We start from the raw sequence: 15,119 nt of genomic DNA on the forward strand, positions 1-15,119 counted from the left end.
GTAGAGAGGCGTTAACGTGAATTCAGCGGGCATGGAAAACAAAAAAAGCATGTAATTCCAGTAAGATAATAAAATTTTTAATAAGTTGGTGTCTATTACCCGGGCGTTAGCAATATATTTAGGATAAGTTGAATATTCATAAAATCATGATAAAATTCCCATTTTCACATTTATTTGAGATAGATTCATCTCGAATATATAGTTCCTTTGGTCCCTTTCATACACTGAGCAATGCCAATGATAACAACAAAATTGGTAATGAATAAATTCGTCATCATAAACCGTGGAGAAATAATGGGTCACGATAATAGATAATAGAATTATGATTATGTAACAGTTACTCCTGGTGTCAAAATCGCAGAAAATGTTAATCCGAAGGTGCGTAAATTGTATAGAAACTTCCATACGTAAATAATTCCCCTTGGGTTTATTTGTGATTGGAGAGAAGCTTTTTACAAATGAAGTACCAGAAAACACATTTTACGTAAAGTATTGTAAATAGGAAACAAGGGGGAAGTCATTTTGGAAAATCCTTTAGTTAGTGTAGTCATTCCTGCGTATAATCGACCGGATACTCTAAAAGTAGCGATTGACAGTGTATTAGAACAAACCTACCCTAATATTGAAATAATTATTTGTGATGATAGTTCAGATGATCGAGTACAAAAAATGCTTGATCCTTATTTAGGTTCAAATCCTAAAATTAAATATCATAAAAACGAACGGAATTTATTTCTTGAAAATTGGCATAAATGCTATGATTTAGCATCTGGTGAATATATTAATTATTTGATGGATGATGATGTGTATCATAAAGAAAAAATCGCCAAAATGATTTATTTTTTCAATGAGTTCGAAAATATTACCCTTGTCACATCTTATCGACAAACCATCGATACATCCGGTCAATTTCTTCCCCCTATCTGGGCCACAGTCAGGCTATACCAAGAAACAAGGATATTAGACGGAAAGGAATTAGCTAACTTTGTATTAACACGATGCACCAATTTCATTGGTGAACCGACAACCGTGTTATTTAGAAAAAAAGACCTTATCGAACCATTTGGAGTTTACAAAGGAATACAGTATGCTCTAATCAATGACCTAGCAACCTGGTTGTCATTGCTATCCAAAGGAAAAGCTGTCTATATTCCAGAAGCACTAAGTTATTTTCGGTTACATCCAGATCAAAATAGCCAAAAAATGGATCTAAAAAAGAAAGGGAATGAATGGTTAGATATTATAATTGCCTCACGAGAAGATGGATTTCTTGATACGGACGATATATTCAAAACTGCTCTTCAAACTTATCGTGAACGTATAAAGAATTACCCTGAATATGCAGAGGATCTCAAGAGGGTTGAAATGATATTAACAACCTTGGACTAAAAATCTCCAAATTATATAAATAACCTAGAAAAATGAAAGCTCTCCCTATTGTTGAAGGAGAGCTTTTGATATCTTTTTTAGTTTGATTACATCTTTTACTTTCTTCATCTTACACCTTTATTTATAACAAGTATGTTTACACACTTTTTTCCAATGAGGTAAATTTACTAAGTCCCACCTCATAAGATATATCTCTAGCTGAACGTTTGTTGGAACATTTTTTGGGAACAAACTAACAACAGCACCCTGAATTAGATACATTTCATGCCCGAAATACATTAGTTTTCAATCTATAGTATAGGTTTATCCAGCCTACTTGACATTAACCACCATTAATTGTTCCTGTTCATTAGAAACAAAAAATCTCCATAGTAATTTAAAGAGCCCGAAATAAAATAATAGGGACAACGGTGAACATTCAATGAACGATAATCTACCAAAATATTAATATGTATGTTTATTCCGACAAATTCGGATAATGGTATCCTTATATTTCATAATGGAAATAATCATCCCCACTTATAATAATTCTTTCCACCTTTTTATGGTTTAATATTTTATATGTGAAGAATGGGAAAGCGCACTTTATACAAAACATCCCATAGTTTCAGATTTACTTTTGGACCTGAAAATGTTATCAAAAAGAAACTCCAACTACCTCTCTAATCAAAGTTTGGAATTATCCAAATATCACGTTCAACAGAGTTACGAGTCTTTTCGAGTAAGTATGCATTTTTAATGTTTTGCTATGACCCTTTCGCGCAATCATATTTCTCTCATCCTCATGGCTTAAGTAATGGTCTATTTTTTCAATTAATTCTGAAGGAGATGAGTAGGTTTCAATTTCCTTCCCTCGTTCATAATAACGATTTAATTCTTGGCGAACATCTGAAAGTTGAAATGCACCGCAGGCAGAAATTTCGAAGGTTCGCGGGTTGATAGAGAGTGCCGGGAGTTTATTGCTGTTGTTGTTGAATACCGTATTATCATCGTATGAACGGTGGTTGTTAATCACAATTTTGGATTGATTTATAAGGCGGGCCGATTCTTCTGGCGATAATACTTCAAGGCGAATTTTGTTGGAGAGTAAATAATAATTAAACATTCGATTCCAATTCGGTCCCACGATAAGTACATTTTTATTAAATAAATAGGGTGCTATTTGGTCAAATAAAGAGATTCTGTCGTTCCAAGCCGTTCCCAAAAAACAAACGTCTAAAAGAAACGAGTCATCCTCCCTCTGATAATGAAAAACTTTTGTATTGACAGCCAAAGGTAAGTAATGAACTTGGGGTGATCCTAGCAATTGATAATAAGATACACAGCTTATCTCTTGGCTAAAAACGTAGTGATAATACGGGGCTTTTTTTGTTGTTACGTTTGTGTAGTAAGGGTCATCCGTAAACCAAACCGCTGTTTTGATACCCATTGCCCGAATAGCTTTCACTTGATCGATAGGAAATGTATCTCCGAGTAACACGAGCACTAGGTCCGGGTTAATTTGAGCTGCTAGATTGGCCACATCTTGATCTGCTTTAGCTGTATAAACTTCACATACCAAATTTCTAAGCCCCTCAATAATTCCTTGGCTGATAACTTTATAGGTTCCTCCATGTACGGGATGGACATATAGTACTTTTTTATCCAAAAAACTAAGTCTGACGTTAGTTCCGTCCAAATCCATAATTTCCTTTGACCTATTCTCAAACCCTTCGTTCCAGTTTTTAGAATCGTTTTCTTTGAACATCTCTATCCATCTCCTTTACCTGCACAATTTAATTCCGCCCTTTTCTCGTTCACGCTGCTGCTTACGTTATTCCGATTTTGAGCCTTTTTTAAGATTAATTATGTTGTCAAACCTAAACCAACAGCTTAACCATTTTTTGTTCCTTCAAGTTAGTTTTAGTAGAATTCTTTTATTATCACCGTTACCTTTCTTACATTTTCATATTGTATGAATTACAGAATCAAAGTGCCAATAAATGGTTTGATACAAATCATTCATTCTGGGAAATTACTTGATCTCTTTCCAGCCTTTTGGTACAGCCTATAAATCGGTTGTTCCGTCTGTGTTCGTCTTCAATTACTAAGTCGAGGATTGTATTACTTATTTTCATGACAGTATTTTATAACATCAAAAACTGCAAAGCTTAGAAATGCTTTGCAGCCTTCGTATTTTTTATTGGTATTGAATGATGTATAAGTATTACGCCTATATTTAAAGCTGGATATTCATTGAGAAACCCAGTTAGCTACTGGGTCTTCGGTATTCTTATTTCTATTGTACCTAAAGCGGATATCAGAGTTGTTACAGGAGTAAAGAATGGTCCCACAGGCGCTCAGTTAACAAATACCTACGCCCCTTGATGTCCTTAATTACCTTTTTACCATTAGCACTTACGTTTTCCGTTTACATTCACTTCAACGCTTTGCACTACCTTTTGTCCTTGTTTAGAATTGCATTTACATTGACTATGTCCACAATCCGAACATTTTTTATTATGCTTACCCAATCTTGTATCCTCCTTTCAAAAAACTTTACTTTATTCTATGAACCAGGAATTTATCGGATTGGATAAAACGCCCAATTGTTAAAACACAGAACCATTTAAAAATCCCTGTGCAATCCTTAAAATTCCTAAGCACACGTTACCCAGCCAAGAAAGGTAACATGAACCTTTACTAAAAATAGAACATTGGAGAAAAAGTAGTATGACACTAGGGCCTAGAAACATGAAAAACCCGCAATGTTTTCTTGTATAAGAAAATTGCTGTTTAACGTTTTTCTGAGGAATCTATAACATGAAACGGTTTCATCTAATTTATTAATCGTAATGAGCCAACGTGGGAAATCGAAGCAGTTTTGAATATTGTTTTCTTTTAAAAAGAGAAGTAATTGATGGATTTGATGAAGGTTTAAGTGAAGATGATAATTTATGTTTACTCTAGGGTATTAATCACAAGTTACCTTGGATTCTTTCTTTACCATCACGGTCATGCACTCAGAATCTACTTTCTAAACTTGTCCATGAAAAAACTGCTGATCATTATGGAAAAGCATTTTTTGAACTGGAAACATTATACTTCCTGGAATCCACATTTACGTACTATCTTGTCTATATTAACGGGTAGAGTGGAGTTTTCCACCCCCTTGTTTAATTATTTTGAACGATTACACTATTGCTATCCGCCTGATCAAAACCGCCACTCCAATAACAAGTACTTATAACCACACACTTTAAATTCCCGTTTAGCGACTTTATCATCGAGAATTGTTACCCCTTATATGTTCTATTCTTGATTGCTGTCGAAAATATGCGATAATTTTGATTGCACAATAACCTTAGAGTCAAAATTATTTTTGACTTTGTATGCACCTTTTATCCCGATCTCCATAGCTTGCTGGAAGTTTTCCTTGATCCACATCAAAGTGTCTTTTATTGAGTTTACGTCTGCATCAACCTCAAGATAGTCTACACTGCTTTCAAGTATCAGCCGGTCATTACGGGGATTGGTGGAAACCAAGACACAACCAGTCGACATCGCATCAACTGCTGCTGTTGTAGGAAACCCATCAAGAGCAAACTGATCTTGAGTACCACAGTTAATGAATACATGTGATTGCGCATACAGAATCTTTATTCTTTCGGGATTTAGAAGACCAAAAAAAGTATAATTTTTATTTGTTAGTAAATGGAGATCATCCTGCCAATTACCTATAATATTTAAATGAAAGTGTTCATCTAGTTGATTAAATGTTTGGGCTAATAATGAAAACCCTTTGCGTTCGGCACGATAAGCAGAAAACGTTAATTGTATTGGTTTAGATTTAGACTTTGGTACATAAGAGTAGAAATCCGTATTGATAACTACCGGCAAATGAATGCTAGCTGGAATGACATTTAATACTTCATTAATATTTGTAAATACCGTTTTACAATTTTGGGATGCTATTTGAAGAAATTTATCAGAAGTGTAAGGATTCAGGCCACCACCTGGATATAATGTAGTGTGGATGTTAATATCATTCTCTTTTAGAAATTGCCTGATACTTAATCCTGGATTTGATCCAGGCATATAGGTACCATCAGGGAGAAAACATTCACCTAGCAAACTTAAAACAAGATTTAAAAAAACACAATATACATCAGTAATCCCCTCTTTTTTTGCAATTGTTTTAAATGACTCAAACTTATACACTTGTGTAGGAAATTCATCTATATACAATTTTGTAGCAAAAAAAAGAGTATCAGGTCTCTGGTTAAAAATTTGGGTATTTTCCCAGTAACGAAAACCACTTAATTTCCATGGAAAATCGGTATCAATTACCGCAAGGCGATGTTTCTTGCCTGACAAATCATTATTTTTCATATTCACTTAAATATAACTCCTTCCGGTTCTTACTTCGGAACTGCAAAAAGAATCGTTTCCTGGGCAGATATCGTATAGTGACCTAAATGGAACTTGTATCCTAAATTTAATTCTGCAATGAAGTCTACAACATTAGCAAAATCTTCAATTTGATGATAGATTGCAATGGCAAGTTTAGGACGAAAAGTTTTAATGCTCTGAATAGCGCCTTTCAACGCATTCATTTCAGCACCCTCTATATCCATCTTAATGAAATCGATTTTGGGAATATTCCTTTGTTTGACCAAATCATCAATAGAAATTGTTGATGCTACTCCATTGGTTTCGTCCGTTTTGGAGAATGTAACAGAACTCGCAGCTCCCTGATCCATATAATAAAGCCGTTCATTTGATACATTCCAAAGGGGGCACCCAACAATGGTAATGCGTTGTTTAAGGTTTTCATTCAGGTCTAGATTTTTGGTCATAATCTCAATATTACTTGGTATGAATTCTATTGTATAAACATGGCCATTTTCACCAACTTCATTAGCAAAGTAAAGTGCGGTGTCACCAAAACATCCGCCTGCATCGATAACAACGTCTGCTTCCCTTGCTTTAATTGCAGGTACAATCTTATTGTACTCATATTGCCGATCCATAAAAGTAGCACTTATTCCAATAGAAGGTGTGAATAGTTGGAGGTCATAACTTACTGTTCTCAAGTCAAAAAGGGGAAGGTTCCATCCGTGATATTTAGTCTTAATTGTCTCATTGGAATGAATGAGTTTTTTGAGGGTCTGCCGCTGGGCCCAATATTCATTAGTATTTAGAGGTAGCTTTACTTTCTTATTGCTCAGTATTCTAAATGACAAAACTTTTAGCAACAAATCCCGAGACGGTTGATCTTCCAAATGGTAAAACAGTTCAATAATTCCTTGTAAGTGTTTAAGAATTTCCCTTTTCTCGTTTTCTGTGTTTACCACTATATAATCATTAAAAGCTGGTACAGACATAAGCTCAAAATATTCCATATCGATATTGTAGTAATAGTCATTCCCTGAATGATCCAGTAGCTCTTTGATGAGCAAATCTAAGAACTCAGGAACAGGTTGATCCTTGTTTTGATTGGTTTGAATATCAAGTTCGGATTTAAATAACAGAATTCTTGATTTTTCTTTTAAACTACTATCATTGGAAATACCAAGAATCTTAGAAAAGCAGATTTTGGCCAACTGTTGTCGACCACTGGAATAGTATATCTCACCAAGTTGCAACAGGGAATCAACATCATGTATATCTTTAATCAAGCTTTCTTTTAAATTTCTTTCCTTTGAGGTTACTTCATCTTGCATTGGCAGTTACCACCTTTTTCCCAGATGGAAGCAAATTGTTCATTTAACCATCCACCTGGATATAATATTTTCAAGGGGTGAAAAATACAGCCTTGTTCTTATATGGTTTCCGGACTTCTTCCATATTCAATGATTCTTATTCCTGAAATTTCATATACTTTCAGTACAATAAAATTCATCTCCGCTTAGAATATTACTCTTCCTATCTGATTTACAATCCGCCATGTAATCTTATGCTAAAAACCACCTTTCAATTACTCAGAAGATAATGAAAACCCAGACTTGGTGAATTGGACTTTTGTCCAGATTAAAACACCCTACTTTAAGATTATGGATTCGTTTTAATCGCCAATTTATAGCCATAAAATTTATTCAAAAGGAATATGTATGGAAGGGACACCAAAGAACTTTTGAATTGAAAAAATCTCCATCAATCGCAATTCGTATCAAATGGAAATATATAAACGACTAGGCTTACTTATGATTCAAGAGAAGTTGTTTTTTTGGAACGTCCAGATCTACATCTCCTTCGCACAAACAGTGCCATAACGTAACTCTGTTTTTCCAAACACTACTCCCTTACAGTAAAAACAGGACATCTGAACCCCTAATTGTTGCCTTTGAATAATGGATAATCAAATACTTATAAGCTGTGAAAACGTAATTAAAACTATAGATTAATTGAAACGGAGATGAAAAATATCCGTAAAATTCCGTTTTTGAGACCCAACTTGGTGAAACAAGACTCATTTACTAATTATTTAGCGCAGATTGAACAATCCAGATTGTACAGTAATTATGGACCATTAAATACTCTTTTTGAGAATAGAGTCCTAACCGAATACTATGATGGGAACGGAGCGGTTCTCACGGTCAATAATGCTACCAGTGGTTTGATGTTAGCTATTAATCAGAGTAAACGGCCTAAAGGGCAGTTTGCATTAATGCCTAGCTTTACCTTTTCAGCCACCCCTTTAGCAGCTATGTGGTGTGGTTTAGAACCTTATTTTGTAGATGTGAACGAAGACGATTGGTGTATGAATGAAGAACTTGTAAAAGATCTATTAGCGAAACTAGGAGATAAAGTGGCGGTAGTTGTTCCCTACGCAACCTTTGGAACAGATTTAGACCTATCCTTTTATAAGCAAATTCACGAGTCGGGAGTACCTGTTGTTTTTGATGCTGCGCCAAGTTTTGGAACATCAGGGCGTAGCGGATCATTTGGTAATAATTTTCCCGGATCCATTGTGTTCAGCTTTCATGCTACTAAATCATTTGGAATTGGTGAAGGCGGCTTAGTCTATAGTGCTGATAAAGAGCTGATCAGTCAAATTCGACAAGCAGGAAATTTTGGGTTCTCGACTAACAGAGAAACTATATCACAAGGTCTTAATAGCAAACTTTCGGAATATAGCGCAGCTGTAGCTCTTGCAACTCTGGATGCCTTTCCTGAAAAAAGTCGACAAAGACAACAAATTCATCAATGGTACCTAGAGCAATTCCAACAAACCCCTGTGTTAAATAATGAGTGGCAGCTTCAAACTGCAGAAGGGGAAATTGCCCATCAATTTATGCCTGTTCTATGTCCAAAAGATAAAAGTAATTTAGATTTTGTGAAATTGCTTGCTGACCATCAAATAGAAGCACGAACCTATTTTTCCCCTTCTTGTCATCAACAAAAATTTTTCACATCACTTAATCGGACAGTAATGTCTGTTACCAATAATATTTCAGAACGCATAATGAGCTTACCTCTATGGGAAGAAATGAACAAAAGTGATATTGTTCAAGTTACACAAGTATTGGCCAATGGATTGGAATCATGAAAAAAATCGTCATTTGGGGCTGCGGAGGGCATGCACGTGAGATAAATCACCTGTGTGAAAATTCCAGTCATGATGTTATAGGGTTTCTTGATGAAAGATCGGAAATGAAGGGGAAAATAATAGATGATGTACCGGTTTTGGGCGATCTTCATGATATTCATTCTCTTCAAAACAAAATTAAAATTGTTTGTGCGGGTGTAGGAGACCCTTCTCTGAAAAAACGGTTTGCCACCAAAACAATACATGCAGGTTTTGAGATTGCTGATACAATCGTACACCCTTCTGTTTTCATTTCAAAAAGGAACACACTTGGAGTTGGATCGATTATTTGTGAAGGAACCATTATAACCACAAATGTTCAAATAGGAGATTTTGTTATCCTAAATCGAAGTTCGAACATAAGTCATGATAATGTTATTAACGACTATGTAACGGTAGGTCCTGGAGTTAACATTGCAGGAACTGTTACGATTGGTGAAGGAGCATACATTGGCATTGGTTCCTCTATCCGTGAAAAAATCAATATTGGTGCTTGGTCGGTTATAGGAGGCGGAGCATTTGTAAAGAATGATGTTCCTGCGAAAACGCTTTATGCGGGGGTCCCTGCAACGTTTAAAAAAGATTTAAAATAGAAATGTAAATAATAAACCCTTGCCGATATAAACTAAATGGTTTCCAGTAAAGAAATTTAGGACTAAGACGATTGAAAACCCGATTTACTTATATCTAAGTTAACCAAGTGGCTACAAGGCTACAAAGCTCGTTTTTAAAGTAGCTTTGTAGCCTTTTCACGTATTAGTCCTTAAACTCGTAAGAAATCCATTTACATCGTTCAATTTTGAACTTCATTTACACAGAAACAATCTTGGCGCATATGATGAAAAGGATTAATTTCCGAGAACTTCAGAAACTAATAATATAAAAAAGTTCATTTTCATTTTCATTTTGTACTTTACATCTTACAATTCGGGGAGGTGAATAATAATGAAAGGAATCATATTAGCTGGTGGATATGGCACTAGATTATATCCGTTAACGAAGGTTATCTCAAAACAGCTATTACCTGTATATGATAAACCCTTAATATATTATCCATTGTCCGTACTAATGCTCGCTGGAATTAAAGATATCTTAGTCATTTCTACCCCTGTTGATACACCTCGTTTTAAAAGTTTACTAGGTGATGGGTCACAATTAGGAATTAAAATTAGTTATATATCACAGGAAAAACCGGATGGCATTGCACAGGCTTTTATTGTAGGAGAGGATTTTATAGGTAAGGATTCTGTATCTTTAATATTAGGGGACAATATATTTTATGGACATAATTTCACAAAAACACTAGAAGAAGTCGTTACTCGACAAAACGGTGCCACTATATTCGGCTACCGTGTTAAAGATCCTGAACGATTTGGTGTTGTAGAATTTGATAAAAACCAGAAAGTGATATCTTTGGAAGAAAAACCCGTAACACCTAAATCAAACTATGCCATTACAGGACTTTATTTTTATGATAACAACGTTATTGATATCGCAAAGAGTATTAAGAAATCTTCTCGTGGAGAATACGAAATTACCTCGGTGAATGAATGTTACCTCATGAAAAACCAGCTAAATGTTGAGTTATTGGATAGAGGATTTAGCTGGTTAGATACTGGTACTCATGAATCACTACTTGACGCTTCATTATATATCCAAACCATTCAAAGCCGACAAAACGTCCAAATTGCTTGTATAGAAGAAATTGCCTTCCGAAAAGGATTTATTTCATCTAAACAACTTCTTGCCTTAGCTAAACCATTAGAGAAAAATGAATATGGGCAATACCTTGTAAGATTAATACAAAATTAAAAGTATCATAAGAAAGGAGGCAATTATGAATCTTCTCGTTACAGGTGGGGCTGGTTTTATCGGTCTCAACTTTGTTCACTATTTGCTAAAGAGTACTTCATACAATATAACCGTTATAGATTCTCTAACGTATGCAAGTCATCCCAAAGAGATACGTACCCTAACATCATCTGATTCTAGATTACGCTTTATTAAGGGAAGTATTGTTAATGAGAAAGATATGGAAGCTGTGATGGATCAAAATTATGAAGCCATTATTCATTTTGCCGCTGAGTCCCATGTTGATAACAGTATTCAGAATGCAGATAAGTTCATACAAACAAACATAGTTGGTACTTATCAGTTATTACAACAATTAACTAAGGGCCATGCTAAAAAAATGATCCATATTTCCACAGACGAAGTATACGGTACTTTAAGCCCGACTCAGCCACCATTCACAGAAAAATCCCCTCTTTCACCTAACAACCCCTATTCAGCTACAAAAGCAAGCTCAGACTTATTGGTGCGCTCTTACAATGAGACTTATAAATTACCTTTAATCACCACAAGATGCAGTAATAATTTTGGTCCTTTTCAAAACATGGAAAAATTCATTCCTACCATTGTGTATAAAGCGCTTCACAACCATAAAATCCCTGTTTATGGGGATGGTCTACAAATAAGAGATTGGCTGTTTGTAGAAGATCATTGTAAAGCAATATCTCTTATTCTTGAAAAAGGAAAATGGGGGGAAGTTTATAATATTGGTGGCGGAAATGAAAGAAAAAATATCGATGTCGTAAAACAAATTTTAGGAATATTGGGTAAGCCTGACCACTTGATAGAATTTGTTGAAGACAGAAAAGGTCATGACCGAAGATATGCCATTGATTCTTCCAAGTTACAAAACGAGTTAGGCTGGAAACAAACCTCTAATTTTGATCAATCGTTAGAAAAAACAGTGCGATGGCACATGAACAAATTTAAAGGTACGCCCTCATGAAGATTGTCATTACAGGTGCAGCCGGCCAACTAGGAAAAGAACTCATTCAGCTATTCAAAGAGCAAGGTTATGTGGTATATCCATATACTAAACAACAATTAGATATTACTGATCGTACGAAAATAAAAAAAATGATTGAGAAAATCCAGCCGGATTATTTGATTAATACGGCAGCCTTTACACACGTTGACCTTTGCGAAACGGATATAGATCAAGCTTATTTAATTAATGGAATTGGACCTTATTATCTAGCGAGTGAAGCAAAGGAGAAAAAAGTGAAGTTTTTTCATATTAGTACTGACTATGTGTTTGATGGAGAAAAAAGTGAACCTTATGAAGAAGAGGATTCTCCTGACCCTCAAACGATTTATGGAAAAAGCAAACTACTAGGCGAAGCATTAGCACTAATTGCTAATGAAAGTACCACGATCATTAGAACGTCATGGTTATATGGACATGAGGGTAAAAATTTCGTCAATACCATAAAAAAGTTAGCCCGTCATTCACAAGAAATCCGTGTAGTTCAAGATCAATATGGTTGTCCTACTTACACTAAAGATATTGGAATAGCGATTAATAAACTACTAACACAACCGCATGGCATATATCATGTCACAAACTCTGGAAGTTGCAGCTGGTTTGAATTTGCAACCGAAATAGCAACATTCTTAAAATCAAAAACAGTAGTCATCCCTGTTTCTACCGCAGAATACGGTCTTAAAACACCCAGACCCATGTATTCTGTTTTAAGTCAAAAAAAGTTGAATTCCAATGGGATCTCTTTGCGAAATTGGAAAGAAGGATTACATGAATACTTAAAAAAGGAAGATGATGAAAATGGCCATTGAAGGTGTCATTTCTAAGAAATTGATTAAGCATTGTGATGATAGAGGATTTTTTGCAGAAGTGGTAAGAGATGATGACCATCTTTTATCTCATTTTGGTCAACTTTCATGGACAACATCTTATCCAGGCGTCATCAAAGCATTTCACTACCATGAAGAGCAAGATGACCTTTGGTTTTTCCCATCTGGTAATGCTCAAGTAGTTTTATATGATTTAAGAGAACACTCTGCTACCAATGGTGAAACAAATGTTTATTATATGGGAGAAAACAACCCCATTATTTTACTTATTCCCAAAGGTGTGGCTCACGGTTACCGCGTGCTTGGAGAAAATCCAGCAACAGTTCTGTATTGTACGACAAAGTCGTATAACCCTTCCCACCCAGATGAGAAAAGAATTCCTTGGGATGATAAAAAGATTAATTTTGATTGGGAAACAAAACATAGATAAGAACCTATATGAGGCCATACATCCTACAGGAAAAAGCGGTTACACCTGGAAAGCTGCTCAAATAAAGAGCAGCTTTCATAATTTTTACGATGATCTATAAAATAAAGCCTTGGGCTTATCTCCTAGGGGGTACGTGAATTTTAGACTCAAATGAGTCTAAAACGTAAAATTATTCGTAGGAGGAATCCCGAATGAGTGATATAAAGTGGACATCCATAGGTCCCGTTGCCGAAAGATTGGGCATTGAAGTTCCGAGGTTAAGGACCTGGTGTGATAAGGACTTAATTGAGTTCGATAAACGTTCTACTGGTCGTTGGATTCCGCATACCGAATTCCCAAAGATTGAGAAGATCATTGAAATCTTCAATCGCGGAGGAAATGTCACGTTTGATGATGTGAAAGAAGAGTTAATTAAGGAGAACTTATATCATCAGTTGCAAACAGATAAGGAACAAGAGGCAAAATCAAAAGAAATGTCTTTATTGCTCGGACAAGCCTTTGAACAAAGTGGAGCAAATGAAATGTTTCTGCAAAAAGATCATGAGTTTAAACGTATGCAGCAAGAAGTAAATCGCTTATCTCAATTAGTAGAAAAACAAAATGAAACAAAGTTACTTGAAGATAACAGGATAAGTAAACTCCAGGAGGATAACGAAGTTCTAAGGGATTGGTAAAAGATTTAATTAGTTCTGATAAAGACTTAAAAGAAACTTTTAACGTCTATATGAAAGAACAAAAGAAGGAAGAAATAAGTAAACAGGCTGAATTTGAGGATAAATTAGAGTTAATTGAGGCTCAATTAACTAACCAAAAGAAAGAAAAAGAAGGGTTTCTATCAAAGATTTTCGGATGAACTAGGCAGAGAATTCCAACCTGAAAAGTTGATCTCCTTTACGTTAAGGAATCGACTTTTTTACTTATTCCCTGATAGTGAAATAAGTAACTATCTATCTCTCTTGTTTAAGATTATTTAAATTCTTTTCTATATAGTCTAAAAGCATAAATTGCACCGACTAAAAATACAAGCCCTTGAAATAGAATAAAGAACTGACGGAAGTATTCGATATTACGATCAACTAATGAAATAAAAATGGCATTCATAATGATTTGTGTAGTAAACATACAAGAAATGATTTTGAGATAAATGGCATTTGTTCTTTCATCCGGCTTACCAAATTTTTTGCCAATATACCACAGCACTACTAGTGATCCTGCATACAAGACCATCGTTAATCCCACAATAACATTAAAGTTTTGGGAGCTTTCGAGCATCCAATTATTTAGTACATCAATCATTGTTATCATCCTTTCTCACGTATGAAAATATTGCATTTATATCCACTTCAAAATAGTTGGCTATTCTAAACGCTAATACAAGAGAAGGAGAATAATTATTCTTTTCCATTACAAATATGGTTTGCTTAGAAACCCCAACAGCATTAGCCAATTCCTTTTGTGACATTCTCCTCAACACCCTGTGTTCATACACTTTATTTTTAATGGAATCCCCAAAGTCCTCTTTCACAGTTAACACCTTCCTTTTTCCTATAAATACATAATATGCTTTTATTTTATAAAAGTAAAGTAAACTTATATAAAATAAATAAATTATTATATTTTTTTAAGGTCTTATTTATCATTTAACTTCAAAACAATAAAAATGATTGGTTTCATAATATTCAGAAGCCAACCATTTTTAAGATGTTTTTAATCTACAATGCCCCTTTAGTTTCATCAATGGTTTTTCACTTCATTTTCCGAATGTATGATAATTGTAAGAATTGCACATTTAAAAGGCCGCCAATTGGCAGCCTTCTTATGGCGATAACGCACAAAGGCTTCCTTGAAAAAAAGTGTTAATCAAAACACCCGCCTTAAACTGGCTCCCATGTCAAAGACACTTATAAAAAAAGAGGTTAAGCTACTTGAAGATGATTCCTATATTGAATAGGGGTCATCTTTTTTAGATTCCACTGATAACGGTAATTGTTATAGTAAGTCATGTAATCATTGATTTTCGATTTTAATTCCTTCAGTGTTTTGGCTGATTTATAATCTAGCTCATCC

Annotated in this window: 15 protein-coding genes; 9 read left to right on the forward strand and 6 right to left on the reverse strand. The window is 34.9% G+C overall.

The window, feature by feature from the left end:
* Nucleotides 1–522 precede the first annotated feature (522 nt).
* Nucleotides 523–1,389: a glycosyltransferase family 2 protein gene (locus ASU00_RS21905; protein ID WP_057915585.1), complete on the forward strand. Its 867-nt coding sequence runs from the start codon at nucleotides 523–525 to the stop codon at nucleotides 1,387–1,389.
* Nucleotides 1,390–2,068: 679 nt separating this feature from the next.
* Here ASU00_RS21905 and ASU00_RS21910 read toward each other — a convergent pair.
* The 3 genes from ASU00_RS21910 to ASU00_RS21920 form a co-directional block, all read right to left on the reverse strand.
* Complete coding sequence (locus tag ASU00_RS21910) at nucleotides 2,069–3,136, reverse strand: CgeB family protein (RefSeq protein ID WP_057915586.1); 1,068 nt, start codon at nucleotides 3,134–3,136, stop codon at nucleotides 2,069–2,071.
* Nucleotides 3,137–4,680: 1,544 nt separating this feature from the next.
* Nucleotides 4,681–5,760, reverse strand: coding sequence for a glycosyltransferase (locus tag ASU00_RS21915; RefSeq protein WP_057915598.1), 1,080 nt, complete (start codon nucleotides 5,758–5,760; stop codon nucleotides 4,681–4,683).
* Between the two features lie 29 nt (nucleotides 5,761–5,789).
* Complete coding sequence (locus ASU00_RS21920) at nucleotides 5,790–7,094, reverse strand: FkbM family methyltransferase (RefSeq protein WP_057915587.1); 1,305 nt, start codon at nucleotides 7,092–7,094, stop codon at nucleotides 5,790–5,792.
* A 701-nt stretch (nucleotides 7,095–7,795) separates the two neighbouring features.
* Between ASU00_RS21920 and ASU00_RS21925 the strand changes: the two genes are divergently transcribed.
* The 8 genes from ASU00_RS21925 (at nucleotide 7,796) to ASU00_RS21960 (ending at nucleotide 13,905) form a co-directional block, all read left to right on the forward strand.
* Complete coding sequence (locus tag ASU00_RS21925) at nucleotides 7,796–8,920, forward strand: DegT/DnrJ/EryC1/StrS family aminotransferase (RefSeq protein WP_152983822.1); 1,125 nt, start codon at nucleotides 7,796–7,798, stop codon at nucleotides 8,918–8,920.
* Nucleotides 8,917–9,552, forward strand: coding sequence for an acetyltransferase (locus ASU00_RS21930; protein WP_057915589.1), 636 nt, complete (start codon nucleotides 8,917–8,919; stop codon nucleotides 9,550–9,552). The genes ASU00_RS21925 and ASU00_RS21930 overlap by 4 nt, the downstream gene beginning before the upstream one ends.
* 352 nt (nucleotides 9,553–9,904) lie before the next feature.
* Nucleotides 9,905–10,771 (forward strand): glucose-1-phosphate thymidylyltransferase RfbA, encoded by an 867-nt coding sequence (rfbA, locus tag ASU00_RS21935; protein ID WP_057915590.1) that lies wholly within the window; start codon nucleotides 9,905–9,907, stop codon nucleotides 10,769–10,771.
* A 25-nt stretch (nucleotides 10,772–10,796) separates the two neighbouring features.
* Complete coding sequence (rfbB, locus tag ASU00_RS21940) at nucleotides 10,797–11,756, forward strand: dTDP-glucose 4,6-dehydratase (protein WP_057915591.1); 960 nt, start codon at nucleotides 10,797–10,799, stop codon at nucleotides 11,754–11,756.
* Entirely contained in the window at nucleotides 11,753–12,604 is an 852-nt protein-coding gene (gene rfbD, locus ASU00_RS21945; RefSeq protein WP_057915592.1) for a dTDP-4-dehydrorhamnose reductase, read from the forward strand. Before rfbB ends, rfbD begins: the two co-directional genes overlap by 4 nt.
* Complete coding sequence (locus tag ASU00_RS21950) at nucleotides 12,594–13,052, forward strand: dTDP-4-dehydrorhamnose 3,5-epimerase family protein (protein ID WP_057915593.1); 459 nt, start codon at nucleotides 12,594–12,596, stop codon at nucleotides 13,050–13,052. The genes rfbD and ASU00_RS21950 overlap by 11 nt, the downstream gene beginning before the upstream one ends.
* A 191-nt stretch (nucleotides 13,053–13,243) precedes the next feature.
* Complete coding sequence (locus ASU00_RS21955) at nucleotides 13,244–13,726, forward strand: hypothetical protein (RefSeq protein ID WP_057915594.1); 483 nt, start codon at nucleotides 13,244–13,246, stop codon at nucleotides 13,724–13,726.
* Nucleotides 13,720–13,905 (forward strand): hypothetical protein, encoded by a 186-nt coding sequence (locus tag ASU00_RS21960; RefSeq protein ID WP_057915595.1) that lies wholly within the window; start codon nucleotides 13,720–13,722, stop codon nucleotides 13,903–13,905. Before ASU00_RS21955 ends, ASU00_RS21960 begins: the two co-directional genes overlap by 7 nt.
* A 113-nt stretch (nucleotides 13,906–14,018) precedes the next feature.
* On the opposite strand, the gene ASU00_RS21965 is transcribed toward ASU00_RS21960, so the two are convergent.
* The 3 genes from ASU00_RS21965 to ASU00_RS24795 all read right to left on the reverse strand — a co-directional run.
* Nucleotides 14,019–14,348, reverse strand: a complete 330-nt coding sequence (locus ASU00_RS21965) for a hypothetical protein (protein ID WP_057915596.1) — start codon at nucleotides 14,346–14,348, stop codon at nucleotides 14,019–14,021.
* The gene (locus ASU00_RS21970; protein WP_057915597.1) at nucleotides 14,341–14,577 is read right to left on the reverse strand and encodes a helix-turn-helix transcriptional regulator; all 237 of its coding nucleotides are present in this window, start codon (nucleotides 14,575–14,577) and stop codon (nucleotides 14,341–14,343) included. The genes ASU00_RS21965 and ASU00_RS21970 overlap by 8 nt, the downstream gene beginning before the upstream one ends.
* 391 nt (nucleotides 14,578–14,968) lie before the next feature.
* A partial coding sequence (locus tag ASU00_RS24795) for an IS3 family transposase (protein ID WP_152983820.1) occupies nucleotides 14,969–15,119 on the reverse strand: 151 nt, incomplete at its 5' end.

Origin of the sequence: Peribacillus muralis (assembly GCF_001439925.1) — a bacterium.
GTDB lineage: Bacteria > Bacillota > Bacilli > Bacillales > DSM-1321 > Peribacillus > Peribacillus muralis.

Coding starts and splice junctions, on each gene's coding strand:
- ASU00_RS21930 (WP_057915589.1), top strand. CDS start 8,917: ATGAAAAAAATCGTCATTTGGGGCTGCGGAGGGCATGCACGTGAGATA.
- ASU00_RS21955 (WP_057915594.1), top strand. CDS start 13,244: ATGAGTGATATAAAGTGGACATCCATAGGTCCCGTTGCCGAAAGATTG.
- ASU00_RS21910 (WP_057915586.1), bottom strand. CDS start 3,136: ATGTTCAAAGAAAACGATTCTAAAAACTGGAACGAAGGGTTTGAGAAT.
- ASU00_RS21915 (WP_057915598.1), bottom strand. CDS start 5,760: ATGAAAAATAATGATTTGTCAGGCAAGAAACATCGCCTTGCGGTAATT.
- ASU00_RS21965 (WP_057915596.1), bottom strand. CDS start 14,348: ATGATTGATGTACTAAATAATTGGATGCTCGAAAGCTCCCAAAACTTT.
- rfbA (WP_057915590.1), top strand. CDS start 9,905: ATGAAAGGAATCATATTAGCTGGTGGATATGGCACTAGATTATATCCG.
- ASU00_RS21920 (WP_057915587.1), bottom strand. CDS start 7,094: ATGCAAGATGAAGTAACCTCAAAGGAAAGAAATTTAAAAGAAAGCTTG.
- rfbB (WP_057915591.1), top strand. CDS start 10,797: ATGAATCTTCTCGTTACAGGTGGGGCTGGTTTTATCGGTCTCAACTTT.
- rfbD (WP_057915592.1), top strand. CDS start 11,753: ATGAAGATTGTCATTACAGGTGCAGCCGGCCAACTAGGAAAAGAACTC.
- ASU00_RS21950 (WP_057915593.1), top strand. CDS start 12,594: ATGGCCATTGAAGGTGTCATTTCTAAGAAATTGATTAAGCATTGTGAT.